Source organism: Vreelandella sp. 162(4c) (genome assembly GCF_058152265.1).
In genome coordinates this window covers 555,062-581,260 of sequence record NZ_CM176981.1, presented here as the reverse complement: position 1 = coordinate 581,260, position 26,199 = coordinate 555,062, and the positions used below count along the sequence as shown (strand labels likewise).

Here is a 26,199-nt window from a genome sequence, read left to right as displayed (position 1 = left end):
TTACTTCAATCCTAGGGCTCACTCATATTGGAGCTACCAGACCAACTCGCCGCGAATAAACGCCCCCGCCTCAGGTGAGGTGGGGGCGGTAAAAAAGTCGCGGGCAGGGGTGTGTTCAAGTAGTTCGCCGTTGTGCAAAAACACCACGTCATTGGCTAAGCGATGTGCTTGGTGCAAGTCGTGAGTGGTCATAACGATACGTGTACCGCTGTGATGAAACTCCAGTACGGCATCTTCAACGGCCTTGATGGCGGCGGGGTCGAGCGCCGAGGTGGGTTCGTCTAAAAACAGAACTTGGGGATTGAGCAGCCAGGCCCGTGCCAACGCTAAACGCTGCTGCTCGCCACCGGAAAGCACCCGCGCAGGCCGTTTGGCTAGGTGTGCTAAGCCAAACTTCTCAAGGGCACTCATCGCCTGGGTTTTTCGAGGTAACGCTTTCAGTTCTGGTCGCGCCACTTTATTGATGGCTAGCACATAGGTCAGGTTATCCAGCGCTGAGCGGCGTAACAGCACAGGGCGTTGGAAAACCATGGCTTGCGCGGGCTGAACCCCTTGCCAGCTAACCGAACCGCTGGAGGGCGTTAGTAGGCCGTGAGCTAGACGCATTAATAGGCTTTTGCCCGCACCGTTCGGCCCCATTATTAGCGTTCGCTGGCAGCCTGCAAGGCGCATCGATGTGGGACTAAGCAGGGTATGGCCGCGATGGATAAAGCTCACGCTGTCGAGCTCAAGGGTGGCGACGGGGGGCGTATGATGTGCGTTCATCCCAGCCGCCTTTTCGCCGTTTCGCCGATTATGTGGGCAATCGCGTTAATCATGGTGACCAGGGCGAGCAGAATGATCCCTAAGCCAAGGGCCATAGGCAGGTTGCCCTTGCTGGTTTCCAACACAATGCTGGTGGTCATCACGCGGGTGACGCCGTCGATGTTCCCGCCCACAATCATCACTGCGCCCACTTCGGCGCTGGCGCGGCCAAAGCCTGCCAGGATCACCGTTAACAGCCCAAAGCGTGCGTCCCATAGCAGGGTGGGGATCATGCGTAGACGCGTTAGCCCCAGTGAGTTCAACTGCTCGGCATACTCTCCGTGAAGCGCTTCAACCTGCTGGCGGGTGAGGGCGGCAATAATGGGTAGTACCAGAATCACTTGGGCTATCACCATCGCTGTTGGCGTAAACAGCAGCCCCCATTCACCCAGTGGGCCTGCGCGCGAAAGCAGTAGGTAGACACAAAGCCCTGCCACGACTGGCGGTAAGCCCATCAGGGCATTGAGGGCGACAATCACGACGTTACGTCCAGGAAAGCGCCATAGCGCCAGAGCAGCGCCTAAGGGCAGGGCTATCAGGCTGGCAATCAATACCGCCATCAGCGATACCTGCAGCGAGAGCATCACGATGGAGATTAGCGCGCTATCCATACTCAGGATCAGGGTGAGAGCAGTACTAAAAGCATTATCACTGGTGAGCATTGAGCGTCGGTTTCACTTTTGTATGAAGAGCTGTTGTAGGAAAACTGTTATCTGAGAATTGGCATGATGTATCGAAAAATGACTTAATGCACTGCGTCCTGAAATTTATGCAGTCATATGCAGTTAAAATACAAAATAGGTTTGCATTTTACCCAGCGAGGCTACCTTGCGATGTCTGAACCACATACTTACCTGACCACCGCAGAAGTCGCTGACTATTTGCGTTTAAAAGAGCGCAAGGTGTATGACTTGGTGCGCCAAGGCCAGATTCCCTGTAGTCGGGTAACGGGAAAGTTGCTGTTTCCCCGCCAACAGATCGATTTATGGGTGCTGAACCATTTAGAAGGCGATCAGGCGCAGCGTTTATCAGTGCCGCTAGTAGCAGCCGGTAGCCAGGATCCACTGTTGGAGTGGGCTATTCGGGAAAGCGGCTCTGATTTGGCGATGCTCTGCCAAGGCAGTGGCGACGGCGTGCGGCGGTTGCTTGACGGCAAGGCGATGTTGGCGGGCATTCATCTGCTGGATGCTTCTACTCAGCGCTATAACGAACCCAGCGCGCTCGGCTTAAGCGGCATGCGTGATCTGTTGATAGTGCACTGGGCAAAGCGCCGCCAAGGGCTGCTTTTACCCGCTGGCAACCCGATGAGCATCTCTGGGCTAAATGATTTAAAACGGCCCGGGATCCGCGTGGCGCATCGCCAGCCCGACGCTGGAGCAGCACGGTTGCTGCACTGTTTGCTACAACAAGCAGGCATTGAAAGCTCGGCGATCAACTGGGCGCCCCATGCCTCCTTAAGTGAAGATGATTTGGCGCTTAGCATTGGGCAGGGTGAGGCAGATGTTGGGCTGGGGGTTGAAGCCGCCGCCCATCGCCAGCACCTTGGCTTCGTTACACTTTGCGATGAGCCGTTTGATTTAATTATGCAGCGGCGCAGTTATTTCGAACCTTCAATACAGCGCCTGTTGGCGTTTGCTCATCAAGCGCGTTTTGCCGAGAGGGCAACACAGTTAGGAGGTTATGATATTGCTGAACTAGGAAGGATTGTGCATAACGCCTAGCGCGCTATTCGCTAACCTGCGGCGTCAGTAGGAGAGCTTGACCCTGATTCAATATACGCCACACTAGTGGGGCGTTACTAACGCAAATCATCACGAAAAGGAGAGCATGATGAAACAAGCACTAAACGGTAAGCGTGTTGCTATTTTAGCCGCAGCTGGTTTTGAAGAGTCTGAGCTGAGCGTACCGCGCGCCGCCTTACAGAAAGAGGGTGTTGAGGTTCATGTGGTCACCCCCGACGGTAAAGGAGTCCGCGCTTGGGCGGAAACCGACTGGGGCGACACCTATGAAGCCGATAAAGCCCTTGCTGATGCCAGTGAGTCTGACTACCACGCCTTGGTACTGCCGGGTGGTTTATTCAACCCCGATGAACTGCGCATCAACGACGATGCGTTGAGTTTCGTAAGAGGGTTTTTCCAGGCAGGTAAGCCTGTTGCTGCTATTTGCCATGCGCCGTGGATTTTAATTAATGCGGGCGTGGTTGAAGGCCGCCGCATGACCTCGGTACACAGCGTCGCGCAAGATTTACGCAATGCCGGCGTTGAGTGGGTCGATGAGCCAGTTGTTGTGGACAGCGGTCTTGTGACCAGCCGTACGCCGAAGGACTTGGATGCCTTTAACGCCAAGTTACTCGAAGAGCTGCAGGAAGGGCGTCACTCCGGTCAACACGCTTGATGAGCGTATTGCGTCAGTGGACAAGCTTTATCAAAAGGCTTGTCCACGTTATTGCCAAACCTATCAAAGGAGACAGTAGCCGCGGCGGAATGGTGGTTCATCCTTACCGCGGCTATGGTTCCCAACGTGAAGTTTTTGTCATGGGCCGGGTGTTTCGCCAAGCCGCACTAGGTCGAGCCATTCCCCGCCATGGCATGCTACGCGATACTGCGGACGTGGCACGGCGCGTTTTACGCCGGGGGCTGGCCGATGCGCAGGTAGAAATTCACATCGGCGAAAATAAGCTCTGCGTCGGCACGGATCGAGATGGCTATTTCGACGTCCACTTACCGATTAGTCACACCCTGCCCATTGATGTCTCCTGGCACCGCGCCGATATTTTAGTGCATTGCTCGGGGCAGACGCCGGTACGTACTCACGTAGAAGTTTATGTACCTCCGTCAGAGGCGGATTTGCTGATCATCAGTGATATTGATGACACCGTTATGTTTACCGGGGTGGCGGAAAAGCTCAAAATGCTTTATCGCTTATTTGTTAAAAAACCTCATCGCCGCACCGCTTTCCCCGGTGTTGCGCCGCTTTATCAAGCTTTACATCGTGGCGTTAGTGAACGCGCTGAGCGGCCCATTTTGTATGTATCCCGTGGCCCTTGGGCGATATACGAAATGCTCGAAACCTTTTTTCAGATCAACCGCATCCCCGTTGGGCCGATTATCTTTTTACGCGAATGGGGCATCTCTTTGCGCAAGCCTTGGCCGCGCCGTGCAGAAGAGCATAAGCGCGAACTGATCGACCGTATGTTGACGCTTTATAATGATATGCCGTGTATTCTCATTGGCGATAGCGGTCAACACGATCCAGAAGTGTATACCGAGATAGTGAAAGCCTACCCAGATCGGATTAAAGCGATTTATATTCGTCAAGTGGATAAAAACCCCAGGCGCGAGCAGGCGATCCAGCGGTTGCGGGATGAGTTGGCCGGCACCCAATGTGATTTAGTGCTCGCCGCAGATAGCGTGCTGATTGCCGAACACGCCCACGCCCAGGGCGATATCTCTGCCCACGGCTTAGCGGCAGTACAGCGCGAAGTTGAGGAGCACCGCAACGATCCCGCATAACGCTGTTGCCAAGTCAGTCCCCATGGTAAAAGTACGCTACGAAGAAGTGTGTTTAACGACGGTTATTTGTAGATAGGGGCTGCCATGGTTGTTGTGCTGATCATTTTTGCGCTGGCAGTATTTGTGCTCCCCAATGTTTGGGCCAAGTGGGTACTTAAACGCCATACCCGCGGCCGTGACGATTACCCGGGCACGGGTGCAGAGCTTGCCGATCATTTGCTGCGCCGACTGGGGATTGAGGGCGCAAGCGTTGAGCGCACTGAGTATGGTGACCATTATGACCCAGAAACCCGCTGCGTACGTCTTTCACCGGATAACTACGATGGGCGTTCGCTAACGGCCGTCACGGTGGCTGCCCATGAAGTAGGGCACGCCATTCAGCATCACCAGGGTTACGCGCCGCTACTGGCGCGTAGCCGCTTAGTCGGCGTTGCCCAAAAAGCTGAGAAACTCGGCGCTGTACTGATGATGGCTGCACCTTTTCTGTTTTTATTGACGCGTCTGCCGGGTGGTTTAGCCATTGTAATTGCCATGGCGGTGATCAGCTTTGGCACCGCGGCGCTGGTGCATTTTGTGACCCTGCCAGTTGAGTTTGATGCCAGCTTTAACCGGGCGCTGCCGCTCTTGAAAGAGTACGTCCCGCCTTACGATATGCCCGGTGCCCGGCACGTACTCACCGCCTGCGCGTTTACCTACGTGGCCGCCTCGCTGGCCAGTGTTATGAACCTGGGGCGCTGGCTGGTGATTTTGCGGCGGTGAGCGTGTATTGAAGCTGTGTTTTCAGTGCCACTAAGTGTCTATGCATAATTTTTCGTGCATTAAAGGTTATAAAAAAATCAGTAGCTTACTAGATATTTATACCTGATTTACTTTTGCATAGGCACTTAGTTAATACCTATTGTCTGTCTTTATTGCTTTGTGGCGCGCAGTAGAATATAGGGTTTTGTGTCCTGTAGAGTGCGGAATTCACTCGTATGAACTGGCAACTGCGAATTGTCAAATGGTAGATTACGCTCTGTGGTTAGTGAAAGCCCCGCTGCGGCGAATGTATTTCGATATGTGGATAAACCCCATTGTTTGTCGACAATCTCTAATGGTTGCTGCCTTCCCGGTATCGTGAGGTAGACTGGGCGATTATCTCCGTCTTGATAGGAAATACCATGCTCTCCATTGCGGTAGGTCGGATAATCGACTCCGGTGGTTTGAGGATGAGTGTCGAGGATGTAATAGGAGCCGCCAGGTTTAAGTACGCGCATTACTTCCGTAGTGATGCGTACTAGTTCACGTCTTTCGGGAATGTTAATAAACAGAAAACAACTAATGACAGCTTCAAAACTGTTATCAGGAAATGGCAAATTTGGACCATGGATTTGCTCAAAGCGAAGACGGTTAGTGCCTGCGGATATTGCTTTTTCAATCATTGTTGGAGAGATGTCAACACCGGTGACATAGTCGAATCCGTCGTCTCTTAATCTTCTGGACACTTTGCCGCTGCCACAGCCGTAGTCCAATACACTAATTCCCTTGCCATAAGAGCAGGTTAACTCCGCGATGAGTGGTTGATAGCCAAAAGCATTCTCCACCCAATCATCATAAGCGTCAAAAAGCTCGGCGATATTTTGTTCAGTCCAATTAGTATTCATAAAAATAAATCCCCTAATATTTGCTCATGTATGAATGCTTGTACTATCCCCAGCGATTAATAAGAAACGGTTGATAGTAGGGGTTAATTATCTCTAACGCCTTTTGAGGCAGCGCATTCCCTATCTTTATTTGGCGATAGATCCAGAACAACATCAGCACATCTCGCCAATACGTCGTTAGGTTAAGATTAGCCATATCATTAAACGTCAACAAGCCGCTACGGATCTCTGACTCATATTCCAATAGTTTGCGTATGGTAGTCGGGGAGGTGCCAATTGGCATTAAAGGTACTGTGCCTGGCTGGGGTATAGTTTCATTACTATTCAAAAGTTCAAGCGCACGCTCATGTGTGCTTTCATAGACGTGAATAGAACCAACTTGATGTGTGTAGTGACCGATTTTGCAGCCTATGCGGGCAGCAATATACTCTTGCAAGAAAGTAAAAGAGAAAATATCGTTCAGCATGCCAACGTAGGCATCATTTGCACGCATATAGCTGACCATGTTCAACTTTTCTTCGCGGAGTAGCAACTGAAGACCCAAGGTACATGAAACGTCGATATTGCGTCGATAAAGATCTTCTTCCGCACTAAATATTTGAAGGACAGCGCGCTTACTGTCGGGATCGTCATTTTTAAGGATATCAATCACTCGTTCGATTTGATCGAGCGTGTCTGCACCAAAGTTTTTAAGACGAGCTCCGTAACCAGTACCAGGTAAGCTTATACCATCTGGGCTGTAGCGTTGCATTGAAGGGGCGTACCAGGAAATAAATGCTAAGTCGTTTTTACCTGATAAATACCATAACGCTTCTGCATAATTAAAAACAATATTTTGTTTGCGTATTTTGCTTAGACAAAAACGATCAGGAGGATTGTCGAGTCGGATATTGAAGCCAATGAGTTCTCGCTCTTTATTTCCTCTAGGTGAGTTAACATATTCATATTCAAAGCAAATTTTATGCAGTGTATCTCTGTAGAGGCTGGTGAAATTCGTATAATGTTTGTGCATCATTATATTCATCTCTTTCGGTGGGCAAAGAGGCGTATTTTGCTGATACGAATGATGGCGAGTAGTTTAAAAAGCTGAATTGGAGCCGTGAATCGCGTTTGATTTTTCTTTGATGGCCAAACTGTGCAAATTAAAGGCTTTCACGACAGTATCTGCGACGTGATCAGCTAAGGCTTCATTGAAGTTGAGTTCTCCGTTTATAACTTTCGCCCAGCGGCAGTCCGCAGCATCATCACCAGGCCGTAGCTCGCCATCAACGTAGTGACATAAAAGGGCAACCAAGGCGAAGTGGTGGTGACTTCCCTCTGGGTCATATCCGATTACTTCTACTACATCAATTAACGGTCCTACCAATGCTGTGATACCGGTTTCCTCCATTAATTCGCGCTTTGCTGCACAATGTAGGCTTTCTCCCGGTTCCACTGATCCTCCGGGGAAGCCCCAAGTGCCCCGTTGAGGTTCTTTACTGCGTTGGACGAGGAGAACTTCATTATTACGCAGAGTTACGGCGATTGCTGCCAAGCGTGGCTTGGCAAGTACGGAGTTCAGGCGGTTTTTATCAGACGTGTTAAAAGGGGAGGTACTACTGAGCGTAGATGCGTTAGCGGGCGTTGAGTTACCTTGCGACACGATACACTCCTGCATTGAGATTCGGATAATACAGGCGTAGGTGTCAAAACAGATTCATATATGGTTTATGTCCGTTCCTACGCCGGTATCAGCCGGATCAGGTTCAAAGGGTTTGGATAACTCCATCTCAGCCTGAATAACAGGCACCCCTCGGAAAAGTTACTGTTACTATGAGTTTTAGTATAAGTCAATATTTGGGGGGGGCAATTCAATGCGGCTTGGCGGACGCCGGGGCGGTTTTGACACCTTCTTCGCACACTTGGCTAACGGCTAACGGCTAACGGCTAACGGCTAACGGCTAACGGCTAACGGCTAACGGCTAACGGCTAACGGCTAACGGCTAACGGCTAACGGCTAACTTGGCCCGGCTTATTCGCCAAAATCACCGCCCGCCGCGGTGCAGGGTAGCCTTCAATGGTGCGGGTGCGGTCGTTGGGGTCGAGAAAATCAGCCAACGATTGGTAGGTCATCCACTCCGTCGAGCGCTGCTCGTCTAACGTGGTAACGGCTTCATCGACCACGCGCACGTTGGTAAAGCCGCAGCGCTCCAGCCAGTGGCAGAGTGCTTGAGAAGAGGGCAGGAAGTAGACGTTGGGCATGGCGGCGTAACGTTCGCCGGGCACAAATACGGTCTGCTCGTCGCCTTCGACTACCAGGGTTTCTAGCACCAGCTCGCCGCCCGGAACTAACGTGGCTTTTAGCTGCTGAAGATGTTCCAACGGGGCAGGGCGATGGTAGAGCACGCCCATGGAAAATACCGTATCGAAAAAGCCCAGGTTCTCCGGCACATCTTCTATACCCACTGGTAAAAACTGAGTTCTGCCGTCATCGGTATCGCCGACGAAGTGGCGTACCGCCTGAAATTGCCAGTAGAAGCGCGGCGAAGGGTCAATTACTAATACGAAAGCAGCCCCTGCCCCAGCCATCCGCCAGGCGTGGTAACCGCTGCCACCCCCCACGTCGAGTACCTTACGGTATTTTAGCGGCGCCAAGTGGGGAGCCACTCTTTGCCACTTCCAGTCAGAGCGCCACTCGGTGTCGATATAAATGCCGCCTAGCTGAAAAGGGCCTTTACGCCATGGGGCAAGCTTTCTAAGCAGGTTAAAGCATTGGCGCTGCTGGCTATCGCTAAGATCGAGATCAACGCTGACGGTGTCGCTGTTTAAATCCACGCGCCGCTCGGCGGGCAGCACCGGAAGCTTGGCCACGGCTTTTTCCCAGGCGGATAAATCGCCGTGGCGGCTACGGTCAAGCCCGTGAGCTAACTGCTCGGGAAGCTTCGCTAACCAGGGCGTTAGTGAGGCATCAAGCGTAGCTTGATCTAAAAACGCCTGATAAATTGCGCGATGATCGTCGGGTAGTGGCGCCACCTTTAACCCTCCTTAAACGCAATCAGCGAGGCAAAGTTAAGGTACTGGAACCAGGTCATCGAACGTGGAAAACCTGCTTGTTTCAAACGACCATGAAGTGCATCGAGGGTATCCGGCACCAGTACGTTCTCAAGAGCGGTGCGCTTCTGGCTGATTTCCAGATCACTGTAGCCATTGGCGCGCTTGAAATCGTGGTAGCGTTCTACCCGCCAGGCGTTGTCGCGCTCGTCGGCGTCGACGGTTTTCTCCGAGAGAATCAGCACGCCGCCGGGTTCCAGCGCTGCATAAAGCCGCGCCAGTAGTGCATCGCGGTCGGCGGCGGGTAGAAACTGTAGGGTAAAATTGAGAATGATCATGCCCGAAGATGCATACTCGAGGGTACGAATGTCGGCTTCTTCGACCTGCATAGCGTACGCTGGGCACTCGTCAGCAAAGGTTTGCCGAGCCTGGGCGACCATGGCGGGCGATAGGTCAACGCCCGTATAGCGAAAGGCGTCAGGCGCCAGCGCCCCTGCCAGCGCAAGGCCGGAAGCGCCCAGCGAACAGCCTAGATCATAGACATGGGCGCCATGGCGCAGGTGGCGCTGGGCAATTAAGCTCAACATGCCAAGAATTTGCCCGTAGCCGGGTACCGATCGGCGGATCATGTCAGGAAAGCAGGCGACCACCTTTTCGTCGAAAGAGAACCGCGCGACTCGGTCAAGGGGTGTCGAAAAGATAGCGTCACGGTAAGATGCATCACTCATGGGCAAGCCGGGATCATGGAAAAGGCGTGCTAGTTTACGCGCCCTTAATTGACTAGAACAGGCCTGTCTAGCACAGACTCACATAGAACAGCCCTGTTTAAGGTTATTAACCTGTTTAATGAACCCCGCTGCAAGGATCGACGCCACTGGAGAAGCTAAATGGCCTCAGCATCAAGCGCTACACCCGATACGTTACCGGCATGGCAGACGTTAAAGCATCACGCTGAAACGCTGCAGCATGTCCACTTGAAAACGCTGTTTGGCACCGAGCCTTCCCGCTGGGAAAGCTTTACTCGCCAGGTGGCGGGCTTGACGCTAGATCTTTCCAAGCAGCGCTGGGATGATGATACCCTCGAACATCTGTTTACGCTGGCTAGTGAAGCGGGCGTACCCTCTGCTATTGAAGCGCTGTTGAGCGGTAAGCGAGTGAACGTCAGCGAAAACCGCCCGGCGTTACATACGGCTCTGCGTTTACCCGCTGATGCGACGCTGGAGGTTGAGGGTGAGGATATTGTCGCTGCCGTACACGAAAGCCTTGCTCAAATGGAGCGCTTGGTCAGTCGGCTGCACGCAGGGCAGTGGCGTGGTGCCACCGGCAAGCCGATTCGGCATGTGGTTAACCTGGGCGTAGGCGGTTCAGATCTGGGCCCGTTAATGGTTACCCATGCGTTGGCAGATTTTCGGCCCAAAGATATTCATCCGGTTGAGGTGCATTTTGCCTCCACCATGGATGGCTCCCAGCTAGCGGACTATCTGAGCCGGTTGAATCCTGAAACTACTATCTTTGTGTTGTCATCCAAGTCGTTCACCACCATTGATACACTTTCCAACGCTAACACCGCACGGGAGTGGTTACTTAGCCGCTTGACCCAGCATGGTGCGACGCCGATTAGCGCTGAGTTGGTGGTGCGTCAGCACTTTATTGGTGTGTCGGCGAGCCCTGAGAAAATGACCGAGTGGGGCATTGCGGAGGATCACCAGTTAACCTTTTGGGAGTGGGTCGGCGGGCGCTACTCGCTGTGGGGCACCATTGGCTTGCCGATTGCGCTGGTGGTGGGGATGGCGAATTTCCGCGAGTTTTTAGCCGGTGCGCACGCCATGGATCGCCATTTTGCTGAGGCAGAAATGGCGGAGAACCTGCCCGTGCTGCTGGCGTTAGCGGGCATCTGGAATGTCAATTTCCTGGATATCCGCGCGCACTCCATTCTGCCCTACGATGGGCGCTTGGAGTATTTCGCCGCCTATCTTGAACAGCTTGAGATGGAGTCCAACGGCAAGTCGGTTACCCGTCAAGGCCAGCCGATTAACTACTCCACCTGCCCTGTGCTCTGGGGGCAGTTGGGCCCCAACGCCCAGCACGCGTTTTATCAGCTATTACATCAGGGAACTCAACCAGTGGTGTGCGATTTTATCGCGCCGCTCAAGCGGTACGATGAGGTGGAAGACCCGGATACCCGCCGCCATCTTAAAACCCAGCATCGCTTGGCACTGGCCAACTGTTTTGCGCAGTCCCGCGTATTAATGCTTGGTGATGACGCTTTGGAGGACGACGGCCCACGGCCAGAGCATAAGCGTTATCGTGGTAACCAGCCCTCGACGACGGTGCTGCTTGACCAGCTCACCCCAGCGACCCTTGGTTCGCTTATCGCGCTTTACGAGCACAAAGTCTTTGTTCAGGCGGTGATTTGGGATATCAACCCGTTCGATCAGTGGGGCGTTGAGCTAGGCAAACAGATTGCCACGGATACTCAAAAGATTATCGACCATGAGGGAGATCTATCGCGGATGGATGCTTCTAGTAAGGGATTGATTGAAGCATTTTGGGCGGCTGAGCAGGAGTGAATTAAGCAGATAGCGAGCTGGGGCTAACCCGGCGACAGGTCTACGAGGAGGCGCTGTAAACCCATCCATGGGCGCTACATTTGCCATCCATGGCAAATGACCTCCTCTGCGACCTATCCCCGGCGCCCCTGGTAACAAGCATGAAGCATGGCTAGATATACAGCTTTTTGCTTTTCCGCTATCCTGTGCCTCTTTGCCAGCCGCCAATCACTCGTTTCAGCAATCAATATGGCTGCCAGTACGATTTTTCAGGGAACCGACGTTACATGACTCAGTTTGATGCCTCTCAGTACGGCGCGAGTTCCATCGAAGTCCTGTCGGGCCTCGAGCCGGTACGTAAGCGTCCCGGTATGTATACCGACACCACACGCCCCAACCACCTTGCTCAGGAAGTGATTGATAACAGCGTCGATGAAGCGCTAGCGGGCCACGCCACCATGATTAACGTCGTGCTGCATAGCGACGGCGGGATTGAGGTGCAGGATAATGGCCGTGGTATGCCCATCGACCTACACCCTGAACACGGTGTTTCGGGCGTTGAACTGATATTTACCAAATTGCACTCGGGTGGCAAATTCTCCTCCACTAGCTACCGCTTCTCCGGCGGCCTACACGGGGTAGGTGTCTCGGTGGTTAATGCGCTATCGCGCCGGTTGGATGTCGAAGTTACCCGGGATGGGGCACGCCATGCCATGGCCTTCGAGTTCGGTGAGAAAGTCGAAGAGCTGCATGAAATTGGTAAAGCCCCCAAGCGGGCAAGTGGCACTTTGGTGCGTTTCTGGCCGGATGAGAGCTACTTCGATAGCCCCAAGTTAGCGCTAACCCGGTTGAAACACCTGCTGCGTGCCAAAGCGGTGCTGTGTCCCGGCTTGAAAGTCACGCTGGTAGAACCTGACGGCACTTCCACAGAGTGGGAGTTCGCCGATGGTTTGCGCGACTACTTAGTTGAAGCCACCGATGGTTATGAAGTACTGCCCAAGGAGCCTTTTGTAGGCCACTTCAATGACGACGAGCACGGTGTCGATTGGGCGATTCAATGGCTACCAGAAGGCGGCGAAGCGCTGCTGGAGAGCTACGTTAACCTTATTCCCACCCCTCAGGGCGGTACCCATGTAAACGGCTTTCGTTCCGGGCTGCTGGACGCGCTGCGGGAATTCTGCGAATACCGCAACTTGTTGCCCCGCGGCATCAAACTCACCGCTGATGACCTTTGGGAGCGCACCTCCTTTGTGCTCTCAGTGAAGATGCTCGACCCGCAGTTTGCCGGGCAAACCAAAGAGCGGCTGTCATCGCGCACGATTGCCGGTTTTGTTTCCGGCGTGGTTAAAGATGCTTTCTCGCTATGGCTGAACCACCATGTGGATCAAGCCGAAGCGATTGCCGAGCTGGTCATCAGCGCGGCGCAAAATCGCCAGAAAAAAGCCAAAAAAGTCGCCCGTAAAAAGGTCACGTCCGGCCCGGCCTTGCCCGGTAAGCTAGCGGACTGCTCCGGCCAAGACCCTGCCCAGAGTGAGCTGTTTTTGGTCGAAGGGGACTCCGCTGGCGGCAGTGCCAAGCAGGCGCGTAACCGCGAGACCCAGGCGATACTGCCCCTGCGCGGTAAGATCCTGAATACCTGGGAAGTGGAAACCCACGATATCTACGGTTCCCAGGAGGTGCACGATATCGCCGTCGCCATTGGCGCTGACCCCGGCAGCGCTGATCTGGAAAAGCTGCGCTATCACAAGATCTGTATTCTCGCCGATGCCGACTCCGATGGCTTGCACATTGCCACGCTACTGTGCGCGCTGTTTGTACGCCATTTTCCGAGCCTGGTAGACGCAGGCCATGTGTATGTCGCCATGCCACCTCTTTACCGTATCGATCTGGGTAAAGAAGTGCACTACGCCCTGGATGAGAGCGAAAAAGCCGCCATTCTCAAGCAACTGGCCAATAAGCGTGGCACACCTAATGTGCAGCGCTTTAAAGGTCTGGGTGAGATGAGCCCGCTACAGCTACGTGAAACCACCATGTCGACGGAAACCCGTCGCCTTGTGCAACTGACGTTGACCGTCGGCGACGGCACCATGGAAATGATGGATATGCTGCTGGCCAAGAAGCGTGCCGGTGATCGCAAAAAATGGCTGGAAGATTACGGCAATCTTGCCGATATCGAAGTGTAGGTAAAAGCAGACAAGCGTTAACAAGCCGTTGTTACAGTAACGCGTACTTTAGCCGATAGTTGAATGTAGAGCTTACATACTAAAAAGACGTAATAAACGTACATTCATATATAAGGGGAAGGCTTTTGTTTAACACGATATCTCGACAGTTAACGCTGTCTGCAGTCGTACTTATGCTTCTGATGGCGGCCAGTATTTACGGCGTAATGGCGTGGCGAGGTCAGCCGCTGGTTATCGATGCGAGCCAGTCATTGATAGAGCGTACGGGGGGCTCGATTGTCAATGCGCTCAATGGTCAATTAGCCCGGGTCGAAGGCAATACATCGAGCTTGGCGGCTTTGGCCGAATCGCTGCCGCGTGAAGAAGCCATTTACCTTGAGGCCTTGCCAAATGTCGTTGATGACAACGGCAATGCCACGGTGGCGGGCGGCGGTATTTGGCCTGAACCCGGCGCATTTTCCTCGGGTGTCGAGCGCTTTAGCTTTTTTTGGGCACGCAATGCCCAGGGCGAGCTGGAATTTTTGGATGACTATAACGCAAGCGATATTGCCGCCTATCATGATGAGGCATGGTACAGCAGTGCCCGTGATGCGACCCCCGGGCAGTGTGTTTGGTCTGCTGCTTATCGCGATCCGGCGACCGGCGTCGCGATGGTGACCTGTAGTGTGCCTTATTACCTCGATAATGACTTTGCCGGTGTGGCCACCATTGATATGCAGTTAAACGGTGTTGCTGAGTTTCTCGCCGAAAATGGTGGTGGAACGGGCGGCTATGCCTTTGTACTGGATAAAGATCACAACGTGATTGACCTACCGGGCGTTGAGCAGGCGTCGGATGAAATGCGCGGCCTGGGCGATTTAGTGGGGGATATGCCTTGGCTTCAGCCCGTTGTAGAGGCCGTTGAGGCTGGCCGTGATGAGGCCAATGTAGAAAGTGCGGGCGTATTGGACGAGCCTGCGGCAGTGCGTTTGTTTGATATGCCAGACACTGGCTGGACACTCGGCTTGGTAACGCCTAGCGAACAGGTAACAGCCTTGGCGCGCACCTTAACGCGTGATTTATTGATGTTTATTTTACCGCTGTTGGCGCTGCTGCTCGCGCTAGGCTGGTGGGGTGGGCGTATCTTGTTACGTCAGATTCGCAGCACTACTGGGCAGATTGATCAACTGGGCCAGGGCGGTTCCAGTCGTGAACTGACCATTTATCGCGATGATGAAATCGGCGAGCTACGCGGTGCTGTGAATCGCTACGCGGAGAAGTTGCAGCGCCTGTTTGGTGATGTGCGTGGCGTAGCGGATGCCATTGCCAGTGAATCGACGGAAATTGCCGCGGGCAATACCGAGCTTTCTAGCCGCACTGAGCAGCAAGCGGCTTCTCTGCAAGAGACTTCTTCTACGATGGAAGAGATGGCCGCTACGGTGAAGCGCAATGCTGACAACGCTCAAGAGGCGGATCAGCGAGCGAAAGAGTCAGCAGAAAAAGTGAAACAAGGTGGAGAGCAGGTATCACGGCTGGCGCAATCCATGGAGGCTATCAACGCAAGCTCTACTGAGGTCTCTTCGATAGTCGATGTGATTGAAAACATTGCCTTCCAAACCAATATTTTAGCGTTAAATGCCTCTGTAGAGGCGGCGCGAGCCGGTGAACATGGGCGTGGCTTTGCCGTAGTGGCCAGCGAAGTACGTGAGCTGGCGTCGCGTAGCGCTGCTTCTGCCAGAAACATTAATGGGCTGATTAAAACCACCTCAGAGCAGATTGCCACCGGTAGTGGCTATGCTCAAGCAGCTGAATCCGCCATGAAAGATATCGTGGTGGCGATTGAAGAGGTTACTGCACGTATTAGCGAAATCAGCCAAGCGTCTGGCGAGCAGACCAACGGTATTGATGAGATCAACCGGGCGTTCACGCAAATGGATACGGTGACGCAGCAAAATGCCGGGTTGGTTAGCGAAGCGGCGAGTGCTGCCAATGAGCTGTCATTACAGGCTCAGCGCTTAAAAGGGCTGTTAGACGAGTTTCACGGTAGTTCTCAAGAAGCGTCATCTACGGCAGCGCTATCCAATGCATCAAACGAAAGGTATCAATTAACATAGCGAGCCATGTTAAGTGGCCGCGTGTCCGCTTATCAGCCGCCCCAACAGGGGCGGTTTTGTTGTCAAGGTAGGATATGATCGACATGGATATTCAAGTAGCGGAAGGAGACGTCGAGCGTCTCTCCCTGCGCGACTACACCGAAAAAGCGTACCTCGACTACTCGATGTACGTCATTCTCGACCGCGCCTTGCCCAATATTGGCGACGGCATGAAACCCGTGCAGCGGCGGATAATTTACGCCATGCGTGAGCTGGCGCTGCACGCCAACGCCAAGTACAAAAAGTCGGCGCGTACCGTCGGTGACGTGCTGGGTAAATTCCACCCCCATGGGGATAGCGCCTGCTACGAAGCCATGGTGTTGATGGCGCAACCATTTAGCTACCGCTACCCGCTGGTAGACGGCCAAGGCAACTGGGGTAGCCCCGATGACCCCAAATCCTTCGCCGCCATGCGCTACACCGAAGCCAAGCTTTCCAAGTTCGCCGAAGTGCTGCTGGGCGAGCTAGGCCAAGGCACCGTCGATTGGGCGCCCAACTTTGACGGCACCATGCAAGAGCCGCTGGTACTGCCGGCCAAGTTACCCCATGTGCTGCTCAATGGTGGCACAGGGATTGCGGTTGGCATGGCCACCGATATTCCTCCCCATAATGTCTCGGAAGTGGTCGAAGCCACCTGTCATCTGTTGCGCAACCCCAAGGCGACCACCGCTGATTTAATGGAATTCGTGCCCGCGCCCGATTTCCCCACCGATGCAGAAATTATTACCCCGCCCGCGGATCTTCGGAAGCTCTACGAATCCGGGCGTGGCTCGGTCAAGCTGCGTGCCCGCTACATCCGCGAAGAAGCCAATATTGTTATCACCGCCGTACCTTATCAGGTCAGCGGTGCCAAAGTATTGGAGCAGATTGCCGCGCAAATGCAGGCCAAAAAGCTGCCCATGGTGGCTGACCTGCGCGATGAGTCGACCCACGAAGAGCCGACTCGACTGGTCATCGAACCACGCTCTAACCGTATTGACGTAGAGTCGTTGATGGCGCACCTATTCGCCACCACCGACCTGGAAAAGAACGTGCGGGTGAACATGAACGTGATCGGCCTGGATGGCCGCCCACGGGTGATGCCACTACCGGAAATGCTGGGTGAGTGGCTGCAGTTCCGGCGCAGCACGGTGCGTCGTCGTTTAGAGCACCGCTTAGGCAAGGTCGAAGACCGGTTGCATATCCTGGAAGGCTTGCTAATTGCCTACCTTGATCTGGACGAAGTGATCCGCATTATTCGCGAGGAGGACGACCCTAAAGCCTCGCTGATAGCAACGTTTAGTCTCTCTGAGCGCCAAGCCGAAGCCATTTTAGAGTTACGCCTGCGTCACCTTGCCAAGCTCGAAGAAATGAAAATTCGCGGCGAGCAGGATGAGCTGGAAAAAGAGCGCAAATATCTAGAGGGGCTGCTGGGCAGCGAAGCCAAGCTCACTACGCTGATTGAAAAAGAGATCCGCGCAGCAGGTAAAGAGCATGGCGATGAGCGTCGCTCACCGCTGGTCGAGCGCGAAGAGTCCAAGGCGCTTTCAGAAGTGGAGCTGCTGGGCGCTGACCCGATTACCGTGGTGCTCTCCGATAAAGGCTGGATTCGTGCGGCCAAGGGGCACGATATCGACCCCGAGGGGCTCTCCTATAAAGCCGGGGATAGCTTCCAACTGGCGGCGAAAGGTAAAACCAATCAGCCGCTGGTGCTGCTGGATGACACCGGGCGTGCCTATACGCTGTCTGCTCACAATCTTCCCAGTGCGCGGGGGCAGGGGGAACCGGTCACCGGTCGCGCGAACGTTGCCGCTGGGGCGAAAATGGCGGGACTGATGTTCGCACCGCCGGAGCGGCGCTTCGTGCTCGCCACTGACGGCGGTTATGGCTTTGTGGCACGGCTCGATACACTTACCGGTAAAAACAAAGCCGGCAAAGCGGTGCTTAGCCTGCCCAAAGGCTGCAATGTGATGGCGCCGGTTGAAGTGCCAGAGGGCGATGAGCTGTGGGTTGCCTCGGTTTCAAACGAAGGTCGGCTGTTGCTGTTTCCCTTGGATCAACTACCAGAAATGTCCAAAGGCAAAGGCAATAAGATGCTCGATATCCCTGGCCCACGCGCCGCCCGCCGGGAGGAGTTTGTTACCGGCATGGTGGTGCTCGCTGCCAGTGAGGCGTTAATGATTCATGCTGGTAAGCGTAAGCTAACCCTAAAAGCCGACGATTTAGCTTATTATCGCGGTGAGCGTGGCCGCCGCGGTAGCAAGTTGCCCCGTGGCTTCCAGAAAGTCGACCGTTTAGAGGCAGGAGAGTAAATAATGGCAGGAGCTAAGTGATGGCAGGCGGTGACTTGATCCTAACCGTTTTAGCGGCACGTTTAACCGCAGATATTCAATCCCAGGTAGATGCACTGATCGTGCAGTTTGGCCTACAAGAAAAGAGCACCCAGCGCCTTGCCGACGCCTCGTTACAGCAGAATAAGTGCATCGACTGTATTGAGTACCGTCTGGTAGGTGAGGTGGATATTGAAGCTGTCCGCAATGCGGCATTGGTACTGAGCGAAACCCTGAGTGTCGATATTGTTGTCCAAGCGAATACTCGCGATCACGTTCAGCCCCGTTTGGTGTGTTTCGATATGGACTCCACGCTGATCAAAGCTGAAGTGATTGACGAACTGGCCCGCCGCCATGGCGTGGGTGATGAAGTCGCAGAAGTCACCGAGCGTGCCATGCGCGGCGAGTTGGATTTCAAAGCGAGCTTTCGTGAGCGGATGAGCAAACTTGAAGGTTTGGATGAGTCCGTGCTGGCGGAGATCGCTGAGGAATTGCCGCTAATGGAAGGCGTAGAGCGCTTAATGGTTAACCTGAAGCACTTAGGTTTTCGCACCGCCATCCTCTCCGGCGGCTTCACCTACTTTGCTCGCCACTTACAGGAGAAGCTGGGCTTTGACGAGATCCATGCCAATGAACTGATCATCGAAAATGGCAAGGTAACCGGCGAAGTAAGTGAACCGATCGTCGATGCCGAGCGCAAAGCCGAACTATTAGAGTCCATTGCTCAGCGTGAAGGTTTTACCCTGGGTCAAACGATTGCGGTAGGGGATGGCGCCAATGATCTGAAAATGCTTGCCAAAGCGGGCATGGGGATTGCGTTTCGGGCCAAGCCCCTGGTGCGTGCCCAGGCGCGCCAGGCGATTTCAACCTCGGGCCTTGATGGCGTGCTCTATCTACTGGGCTATCACCAGCAGGATTTAACCCCGTAAATTCTGCTTTGGCACAGTCGCGCAAAGTGTCATTGCGAGGAGCCTGCGACGCGGCAATCTCAACCTGCGCAGGCGCAGTTCAACCCAAGATTGCCGCGCTTCGCTCGCAATGACAAAAGCGAGGTTGCTTAGCTTTCAGCCATGGCCTTTATCCGGGTGGGGTACCGGTTTATCGCCGACTTCTTCCGGACGCAGCTCTACTGGCTTACCCTGGGTTTTATCAGCGTGCTTTAAACGCAGGTGCAAGCCGGACTTGGCCAGCAAGTGGGCGCTAACGGGGGCGGTAATGAACAGGAAGAGCGTAATCAACATTTCCTGAATATCGGGTTTGCCATCCACGCTCCAGAAATACATCATCGAAGCGATCAGCATACAGCCGATACCCAGAGTGGTGGCCTTGGTCGGGCCATGCAGGCGCATATAAAAGTCACGCAAGTGGGCCATCCCTAGCGAACCAATAAACACAAAGATGCCGCCAGCAACCAGCAGCAGCGAAATAACCGCCTCTATTACTCCTGACATAACGCCCCCTGGCATGAGCCTTTCTGGCATAGCGGCTGCCTCTTTATGGAGGCGACGATCACGGTACTCATTCGATAATATCTCCGCGCAGAATATATTTGCACACCGCAACGGTACTGATGAAACCTAACATCGCGATCAGCAGCGCCGACTCGAAATAGGTTTTGCTGTTCAGCCATAGTCCCAGCAGCACGATCAGTGCAATCGAGTTGACGTACATAGTGTCCAGGGCGAGTACCCGGTCGGGCAGGCTGGGGCCGATGGTAAGCCGGTAGAGATTCATCAACAGTGCCATCACCACCAGGGCTAAGGTGATATAAAGCGCAATGCTCAGCATTCGTAAATCTCCTTGAGCGGGCGTTCATAGCGCTCACGAATCTGGTTAATCAGCGCCTCCTCATCGTCCACGTTTAAGGCGTGAATCAGCAGCGACTTGCCATCCATGCGTAGATTGGCTGATACGGTGCCCGGTGTCAGGCTGATCGTGCTGGCCAGCAGCGTAATGGTGAAGCGCTCTTCGAGCATGAGTGGGTATTCAATAAAGTGAGGCTTAAGCTTGCGCCACGGGTTGGCGATCAAGTAAGCCACTTCAAAGTTGGCGATGATAATGTCGCCCAGCACCCGGAAAATAAACCGCAAAAGCGCGAATGGTTTGGCGATAAGCGGTCGCGCATCCCAAAAGCGGTGGGTCAGCAGTGGGATCAAAATGGCTAACGAGCCACCGAGTACGAATTGACCAAAGGCGTAGCTGCGTACCAGCAGCAGCCAAACGACGAGCAGTAGTAGCGATAAAACAGGCGTGGGTAGCCAGGAGCGCGGAGCAATCATTGGGCATCTCCAGCATCAGGTAGTAGCGTGCGAATCAGCACCTGGGGGGTGGCTAATTGCTCAGCCGTGGCTTGAGTGTAGCTGCTCACTGGCCCAGCCATGGCGACTAATAGAGGGGCTGCACTCAGCAGCCAAATAACCCCAAACCACTGGCAACGGGAAAGCGGCGTACCGCTGATCGTGCCCCGGTGGCTACGCCAAAACAGCGTAGAGCCAGCCCGGGAGAGGGCGATCAGCGAGGCTAAACTGGTTAGCAGCAGCAGCGGCCATAGCCATAGTCGCTGGGTGCCTTCGGCAGCATTGAGCATCAATGCTTTGCCGAAAGCGCCGGAGAACGGCGGGATGCCTGCGACGGCGATAGCGCCGACGAAAAACAACATGGCGAGTGCTGCGCCCTGCACCATAGGGCGGCCCTTGACTATGCGAGTACCCGCTTTGCCACGCTGTAGGCCAATCATTTCCGCTAGCAGGAACAGACCACCGGTGATCAACGTAGTGTGGATCAGATAGTAGAGAAGCGCAGAGACCGCCTGTGGCGAGCGCATACCGATACCGGCCAGCAGCGTGCCCACTGACACCAGCACTAAATAAGCAACCAGCAGTCGTAAGTCCCTTGCGGCCATTACCCCAACGCCTGCGGCAGCCAGGGTAGCGAGCGATAGCCACCACACCCAGGGCTGTTCCAGCGCCTCCAAACCGCCAGCGCTATCGCCAAAAATGAGCGAGTAGACGCGCAGAATGGCGTAAATACCCACTTTGGTCATGATGGCAAACAGCGCCGCCACTGGCGCGGGGGCCGAGGCGTAAGCTTTGGGCAGCCAGAAGTAGAGCGGCAGAATGGCGGCTTTTAACCCAAACACGACCAGCAGCATCAGTGCCCCAGCGCTCACTAAGCCGTCACGCTCTTCGGGTAGTTCGGCTACCCGGATCGCCATATCGGCCATATTGAGCGTGCCTGTCGCGCCATACAGAATCCCCACTGCAATCAGAAACAGCGAAGACCCCGCCAGGTTGAGCACCACGTAGTGGACGCTGGCTTGAATGCGCGCTTTGCCGCCGCCGTGAAGCAGCAGGGCGTAGGACGCCAGCAGCAGAACTTCAAAAAAGACGAACAGGTTAAACAAATCACCGGTTAAAAAAGCACCGTTAATGCCCAGTAGTTGCCATTGAAAAAGGCCATGGAAGTTGCTGCCTTTTTCATCGTCACCGGCGCAGGCAAACACTACTGCGCCAACGGCCAATACGGCGGTCAGCAGCAGCATTAACGCCGAGAGGCGATCCAGCACTAACACGATGCCGAACGGGGCTTGCCAGTCACCCAGCGCGTAGTAGGTGACTTCACCACTGGCGGCTTGGCGTAATAGGCCTATCGCAACCAGCAGCAGTAGCACCGTGGCAGCAACACTCACCGTGCGCTTGTAACGCACTAATCCTTGGCGCTGATAGAGCAGTAATATGCCCGCGACTAGCGGCAGAACGACAGGGAAAACAATTAGATGCTGCATCATTCTCGGTCTTCCTTTTTACCGTCGACGTGGTCGTTCCCCACTTCACTCCGCGCCCGCATGGCCAGGATCACCACAAACGCCGTCATCGCAAAGCCGATCACTATAGCCGTGAGCACTAGCGCCTGGGGCAGCGGGTCGGCGAAACCTGCACCCTCGGAGACAATGGCAGCTCCATCAGTGGTTAATCCTCCCATCGAAAACAGGAACAAATTCACTGCGTAAGAGAGCAGCGTAAGGCCTACCACGACCGGGAAAGTACGGCCGCGTAACGTTAGATAGAGGCCAGAAGCGGTCAATACACCGGTGGTCATCGCATAAAGCAGTTCCATTAACGAGGCTCCTTGGCAGAGGTGGCGGCGGCGCTAGCGTCGGCATCCTGTTCGCTTGCTTCGGTCACCGGGCGGTGAGCGGTGGTGACCTTACCAAGGTTGGCAAGAATCATCAGCGTAGCGCCCACCACCGCTAAGTAGACACCCAGATCAAAGAGCAGCGCGGTGGCCAGTTCAAAGGTGCCGATGAGCGGTAGGCTGAAATAGCCAAATGCGGATGTTAAGAACGGGTGACCAAATAGCCAGCTACCCAGCCCGGTTAGAGTGGCTATCGCCACCCCAATGACGGCTACCGGTTGGAAAGGGAAGTCCAAACGTTCTTGCGCCCACGCCACACCCCGGGCCATGTACAGCAGGATCAAGGCTACCGCAGTAATCAACCCCGCGATAAAGCCACCCCCAGGCTGATTATGGCCGCGCAGGAAGATAAATGCAGATACCAACAGTGCCAGTGGCAGCAGCGTCATTGAAATTGACGTGAGTACCGCTGGGTAGCGGTCAGGTGACCATACCCGGCCTTCGCCGTCACTGTGCGGCATAAACAGGCGTAAGCGGTTCAGCAGCTTAAAGATCGCCAGGCCTGCGATGGCGAGTACGGTGATTTCACCCAAGGTGTCGAATCCCCGGAAGTCGACCAGAATCACGTTGACCACATTGTAGCCGCCACCACCGGGCTTGCTGTTTTCCACAAAGAAACTGGAAATCGACAGCGTCTCGCGGGTCATGACCGCGTAGTTAAGGCTGGCAATCACCAAGCCTAGCGTGCCTGCCAGCAGCATATCGCGAACGTTGCGCAGTGGGCTGGATTCCCGTGGGGTCTTCTGCGGCAGGAAAAATAGCGCCAGCATCAACAGGATCATGGTCACCACTTCCACCGAAAGCTGTGTCAGCGCTAAATCGGGTGCTGAGAAACGAGCAAAGGTGAGCGCCACAAAGAGCCCGACGACCGATAGCATCAGCAGAGAGATCAGCCGGTAGCGGTGAGTGGCAGCGGTGGCCACGCCGCCAAACATCAGCATCCCCGCCCCGAGTATGAGGATACCATCCAGCTCTTGATTGCCAGCAGCACCCGTTAAGTCAGTGATCTGAACCAGTCCGATCCCACCCATGACTAATGCGCCTAGCCAGAGCCAGCCCACATAACGCTGTAGCGAATTGCCTTCAAGCTTGGCAATAAGCTGCTCGGCGCGATAGCCCATGGAGACAAGCATGCGCTCAAACACCCGCCGGGCATCGACCCCGGCAAACTGCTGGGTAAATCGACGCACCTCGCCATAGCGCCAATAGAGTGCAATACCCACCACGAAGGCGAGCAAACTCATGATGAGCGGTAGATTCACGCCGTGCCAAATAGCCAGGTGGAAATCCAGTGGGCTACCAATCACCGCTTGGCTGGCGAGCTCTAATAATCCCGTTGCCATAAAAGCCGGGAACAGGCCCACTACCACGCACAGGGCTACCAATATTTCTACCGGCAAACGCATAAGGTGCGGCGGCTCGTGGGGCGATTTCGGTGGTGCTTCACGGGCCGGTTTGAAGAAAACGGCGTGCACCAAACGCAGCGAGTAAGCCACAGAGAGGATACCGCCCAGTGTTGCCAGCGCGGGCAATAGCCAACTAAGGCCGCCTAACACGGGCGTCGCTAGCGCTTCGGTGAAGAACATCTCTTTGGATAAGAAACCATTAAATAGCGGTACGCCCGCCATTGAGGCAGCCGCTAGCGTGGTCAAGAGTGCCGTCACTGGCATGGCTTTTTTCAGCCCGCCCAACTGTTTCAGCTCCCGGGTGCCGGTCTCGTGATCGATAATACCGGCACTCATAAACAGTGCGGCTTTAAAGGTGGCGTGATTCAGAATGTGAAACAGGGCAGCTAAAATCGCCATGGGGCTGCCGATACCCAACAGCACGGTAATCAAGCCTAAATGGCTAACGGTGGAGAACGCCAGAATACCCTTTAGGTCGGTCTTCATCAGTGCAAACCAAGCGCCATATAGCATCGTCACGATGCCCACTAGGGAGACCACCACGCTCCACAGCTCGCTACCCGCGATGGCTGGGTGCAGTCGTGCCATCAGAAAAATGCCCGCTTTAACCATGGTGGCCGAGTGCAGATAGGCTGATACTGGCGTGGGTGCCGCCATGGCGTGGGGCAACCAAAAGTGGAACGGGAACTGTGCTGATTTGGTAAACGCCCCCAGCAGTACCAAACCCAGCATAAGCGGGTAGCGGGAATCCGCCAGAATCACTTCGCCGCTAGCCAGTACATCGCCCATATTGAAGCTGCCCGCCATATCGCCCAACAGCAGTAAGCCCGCCAATAGCGCAAGGCCGCCCGCGCCGGTGACTGTTAGCGCCATGCGTGCGCCTTTACGGGCATCCGACTGGTGCGACCAGTAACCGATCAGCAAAAACGAAGAGAGGCTGGTTAACTCCCAGAAGAGCCATAGCAGAATCAGGTTGTCCGACATTGAAATACCCACCATTGACGCCATAAAAAGCATCAGGAAGGCGTAGAATCGGCCATAGGGTTCGTCTTTGGCTAAATAGTAGTGAGCATAAAGAATAATCAGCAGACCGATGCCGAGTATCAATAGGTTGAACAGCAGCGATAGCCCATCCAGGCGGAACGCCAAGTTCAGTGCCAGTTCCGGCATCCAGGTGACCGAAAAACGTAGCTGCTCGCCATCTAAAAGAGCTGGCACGTTGAGTAGCGTCATTACTAGGGCGGTAGCGGGCAGCACCGCCGTTGCAAGGGAACAGAAACCGCGCCCGCGCCGTGCGGTGAGTGCCGGCACCAGTACGCCTAGCAGAGGCAATAAGGCTATCCAAAGCAGTGTCATGGGGATCATCCAGCGGCTAAAGTAAAAAAAGTCAAAAGAGTACCAACAGGGCGTCTAAAGAGGCGTTCTGGTGGCGTAGGATACATCAAGTGAAACAACAGGATATCACTTGTGTAGCAGGTGTGTAATTTTAGTATAAAGTGTGCGAATTAACCGTTGAGAGATTTTTTGTTACATGAGTGAGTCCTTTACTAACTGGCAGGCCCGTTTTGAAAAGCTACGGTCAAACAAGTTTTTTGAAGCGATGGTGATCGCCATTATCGTCATTTCCGCCCTGGTGATAGGGGCAAAAACCTACGACGAAACCACTCAGGTTGAGCAGTGGCTGCTCTATCTCGATATCGCGGTAACGATATTTTTCCTGATTGAGATTTTAATCAGAATGGCCGCGGAGCGCAGCCTGCTCGACTTCTTCAAAAAAGGCTGGAACGTTTTTGACTTCCTGATTGTGACTGCCAGTCTCATCCCCATGGATGACTCGGAAATGGTGCTACTGGCCAGGCTGCTGCGCATTTTCCGGGTACTGCGCCTGGTGTCGATGATTCCTGAACTTCAGATGCTACTTAGCGCCCTGGTGAAGTCGGTGCCACGGATGGGCTATGTGGTACTGCTGATGTTTATCATCTTCTATATATACGCTGCCATTGGGAGCTTTCTGTTTCACAATGTAGACGAGGGGCTGTGGGGCAATATTTCCCTGGCCATGCTAACGCTATTTCAGGTGGCGACCTTTGAGAGCTGGGCCACCGCTGTGCTGTATCCGGCCATGGAGGTCTACCCCTACGCTTGGATCTATTTTCTCACCTTTATCTTTTTGAACGCCTTTATCTTTCTCAATATGATGATTGGTATTGTGCTGGACGTGATGCAGAAAGAGAGCGCGCAAATGGCGCTGGACAACGGCGAAGGCGAAGAAGCCGAGCTGCAGTCGCTGCGCAATGATGTTCGCGGGCTGAAAGCGCAGCTTGACCGTATGGAGTCAGCGCTCTCTCAAGCATACTCGACAGCCCCAACACACCAGAATGACGCGGGCGGTAAGCACAGCGACAAGCCCACAACTGACTGATTTTAGGAGAGCCGC

At 54.4% G+C, this 26,199-nt stretch carries 23 protein-coding genes and 1 riboswitch; of the genes, 10 read left to right on the top strand and 13 right to left on the bottom strand.

Going from position 1 to position 26,199, the window contains the following annotated elements; translation table 11 throughout:
- Window positions 1–33: 33 nt before the first annotated feature.
- Both AC4EYZ_RS02660 and AC4EYZ_RS02655 read right to left on the bottom strand, forming a co-directional pair.
- On the bottom strand, window positions 34–765 hold the full coding sequence (locus tag AC4EYZ_RS02660; RefSeq protein ID WP_474192983.1) for an ATP-binding cassette domain-containing protein: 732 nt from the start codon (window positions 763–765) through the stop codon (window positions 34–36).
- Window positions 762–1,466, bottom strand: coding sequence for an ABC transporter permease (locus AC4EYZ_RS02655; RefSeq protein WP_009287726.1), 705 nt, complete (start codon window positions 1,464–1,466; stop codon window positions 762–764). Before AC4EYZ_RS02655 ends, AC4EYZ_RS02660 begins: the two co-directional genes overlap by 4 nt.
- A gap of 171 nt (window positions 1,467–1,637) precedes the next feature.
- Between AC4EYZ_RS02655 and AC4EYZ_RS02650 the strand changes: the two genes are divergently transcribed.
- The 4 genes from AC4EYZ_RS02650 (at window position 1,638) to AC4EYZ_RS02635 (ending at window position 5,075) form a co-directional block, all read left to right on the top strand.
- Window positions 1,638–2,525 (top strand): substrate-binding domain-containing protein, encoded by an 888-nt coding sequence (locus AC4EYZ_RS02650; protein WP_027959030.1) that lies wholly within the window; start codon window positions 1,638–1,640, stop codon window positions 2,523–2,525.
- A 109-nt stretch (window positions 2,526–2,634) separates the two neighbouring features.
- Entirely contained in the window at window positions 2,635–3,198 is a 564-nt protein-coding gene (locus AC4EYZ_RS02645; RefSeq protein WP_027959031.1) for a type 1 glutamine amidotransferase domain-containing protein, read from the top strand.
- 89 nt (window positions 3,199–3,287) lie between these two features.
- The gene (locus tag AC4EYZ_RS02640) at window positions 3,288–4,316 is read left to right on the top strand and encodes an App1 family protein phosphatidate phosphatase (protein WP_101148379.1); all 1,029 of its coding nucleotides are present in this window, start codon (window positions 3,288–3,290) and stop codon (window positions 4,314–4,316) included.
- 84 nt (window positions 4,317–4,400) lie between these two features.
- A complete protein-coding gene (locus AC4EYZ_RS02635; protein WP_009287730.1) occupies window positions 4,401–5,075 on the top strand; it encodes a zinc metallopeptidase in 675 nt (224 codons plus the stop codon).
- Window positions 5,076–5,224: 149 nt separating this feature from the next.
- Here the strand turns inward: AC4EYZ_RS02635 and AC4EYZ_RS02630 are convergent, their stop codons facing one another.
- The 5 genes from AC4EYZ_RS02630 to cmoA all read right to left on the bottom strand — a co-directional run bounded on the left by AC4EYZ_RS02630 (window position 5,225) and on the right by cmoA (window position 9,717).
- Complete coding sequence (locus tag AC4EYZ_RS02630) at window positions 5,225–5,959, bottom strand: class I SAM-dependent methyltransferase (protein ID WP_009287731.1); 735 nt, start codon at window positions 5,957–5,959, stop codon at window positions 5,225–5,227.
- Between the two features lie 43 nt (window positions 5,960–6,002).
- Window positions 6,003–6,974 carry a thymidylate synthase gene (locus AC4EYZ_RS02625; RefSeq protein WP_022524008.1) on the bottom strand — a complete coding sequence of 324 codons (972 nt, stop codon included), beginning with the start codon at window positions 6,972–6,974 and terminating at the stop codon, window positions 6,003–6,005.
- Between the two features lie 63 nt (window positions 6,975–7,037).
- Window positions 7,038–7,601: an NUDIX hydrolase gene (locus AC4EYZ_RS02620; RefSeq protein ID WP_457546896.1), complete on the bottom strand. Its 564-nt coding sequence runs from the start codon at window positions 7,599–7,601 to the stop codon at window positions 7,038–7,040.
- A 57-nt stretch (window positions 7,602–7,658) separates the two neighbouring features.
- Window positions 7,659–7,762, bottom strand: a riboswitch (TPP riboswitch).
- Window positions 7,763–7,948: 186 nt separating this feature from the next.
- The gene (cmoB, locus tag AC4EYZ_RS02615) at window positions 7,949–8,971 is read right to left on the bottom strand and encodes a tRNA 5-methoxyuridine(34)/uridine 5-oxyacetic acid(34) synthase CmoB (protein WP_490204080.1); all 1,023 of its coding nucleotides are present in this window, start codon (window positions 8,969–8,971) and stop codon (window positions 7,949–7,951) included.
- A 2-nt stretch (window positions 8,972–8,973) separates the two neighbouring features.
- On the bottom strand, window positions 8,974–9,717 hold the full coding sequence (gene cmoA / locus AC4EYZ_RS02610; protein ID WP_022524005.1) for a carboxy-S-adenosyl-L-methionine synthase CmoA: 744 nt from the start codon (window positions 9,715–9,717) through the stop codon (window positions 8,974–8,976).
- A gap of 159 nt (window positions 9,718–9,876) precedes the next feature.
- Here cmoA and pgi point away from each other — a divergent pair, with 159 nt between their 5' ends.
- From pgi to serB, 5 genes are all read left to right on the top strand, one after another.
- Complete coding sequence (gene pgi, locus AC4EYZ_RS02605; protein ID WP_190373440.1) at window positions 9,877–11,559, top strand: glucose-6-phosphate isomerase; 1,683 nt, start codon at window positions 9,877–9,879, stop codon at window positions 11,557–11,559.
- A gap of 266 nt (window positions 11,560–11,825) precedes the next feature.
- Window positions 11,826–13,721 (top strand): DNA topoisomerase IV subunit B, encoded by a 1,896-nt coding sequence (gene parE, locus AC4EYZ_RS02600; protein ID WP_009287735.1) that lies wholly within the window; start codon window positions 11,826–11,828, stop codon window positions 13,719–13,721.
- Between the two features lie 125 nt (window positions 13,722–13,846).
- Window positions 13,847–15,814, top strand: a complete 1,968-nt coding sequence (locus AC4EYZ_RS02595; protein ID WP_474191788.1) for a methyl-accepting chemotaxis protein — start codon at window positions 13,847–13,849, stop codon at window positions 15,812–15,814.
- 74 nt (window positions 15,815–15,888) lie between these two features.
- On the top strand, window positions 15,889–18,144 hold the full coding sequence (gene parC / locus AC4EYZ_RS02590; protein ID WP_474191789.1) for a DNA topoisomerase IV subunit A: 2,256 nt from the start codon (window positions 15,889–15,891) through the stop codon (window positions 18,142–18,144).
- Between the two features lie 20 nt (window positions 18,145–18,164).
- On the top strand, window positions 18,165–19,091 hold the full coding sequence (gene serB, locus AC4EYZ_RS02585) for a phosphoserine phosphatase SerB (RefSeq protein ID WP_041158016.1): 927 nt from the start codon (window positions 18,165–18,167) through the stop codon (window positions 19,089–19,091).
- Between the two features lie 135 nt (window positions 19,092–19,226).
- Here serB and AC4EYZ_RS02580 read toward each other — a convergent pair whose 3' ends face one another.
- From AC4EYZ_RS02580 to AC4EYZ_RS02555, 6 genes are all read right to left on the bottom strand, one after another.
- Complete coding sequence (locus AC4EYZ_RS02580; protein ID WP_027959043.1) at window positions 19,227–19,613, bottom strand: Na+/H+ antiporter subunit G; 387 nt, start codon at window positions 19,611–19,613, stop codon at window positions 19,227–19,229.
- A gap of 67 nt (window positions 19,614–19,680) precedes the next feature.
- A complete protein-coding gene (locus tag AC4EYZ_RS02575) occupies window positions 19,681–19,950 on the bottom strand; it encodes a K+/H+ antiporter subunit F (RefSeq protein ID WP_008958594.1) in 270 nt (89 codons plus the stop codon).
- Window positions 19,944–20,441: a Na+/H+ antiporter subunit E gene (locus tag AC4EYZ_RS02570; protein ID WP_161463464.1), complete on the bottom strand. Its 498-nt coding sequence runs from the start codon at window positions 20,439–20,441 to the stop codon at window positions 19,944–19,946. The genes AC4EYZ_RS02575 and AC4EYZ_RS02570 overlap by 7 nt, the downstream gene beginning before the upstream one ends.
- On the bottom strand, window positions 20,438–21,949 hold the full coding sequence (locus AC4EYZ_RS02565) for a monovalent cation/H+ antiporter subunit D (RefSeq protein WP_457546899.1): 1,512 nt from the start codon (window positions 21,947–21,949) through the stop codon (window positions 20,438–20,440). Before AC4EYZ_RS02565 ends, AC4EYZ_RS02570 begins: the two co-directional genes overlap by 4 nt.
- Window positions 21,946–22,278, bottom strand: a complete 333-nt coding sequence (locus tag AC4EYZ_RS02560; protein ID WP_022523997.1) for a Na+/H+ antiporter subunit C — start codon at window positions 22,276–22,278, stop codon at window positions 21,946–21,948. Before AC4EYZ_RS02560 ends, AC4EYZ_RS02565 begins: the two co-directional genes overlap by 4 nt.
- Window positions 22,278–25,118, bottom strand: a complete 2,841-nt coding sequence (locus tag AC4EYZ_RS02555; RefSeq protein ID WP_041158019.1) for a monovalent cation/H+ antiporter subunit A — start codon at window positions 25,116–25,118, stop codon at window positions 22,278–22,280. Before AC4EYZ_RS02555 ends, AC4EYZ_RS02560 begins: the two co-directional genes overlap by 1 nt.
- Window positions 25,119–25,293: 175 nt before the next feature.
- Between AC4EYZ_RS02555 and AC4EYZ_RS02550 the strand changes: the two genes are divergently transcribed.
- On the top strand, window positions 25,294–26,184 hold the full coding sequence (locus AC4EYZ_RS02550; protein WP_035539138.1) for an ion transporter: 891 nt from the start codon (window positions 25,294–25,296) through the stop codon (window positions 26,182–26,184).
- Window positions 26,185–26,199: the final 15 nt, after the last annotated feature.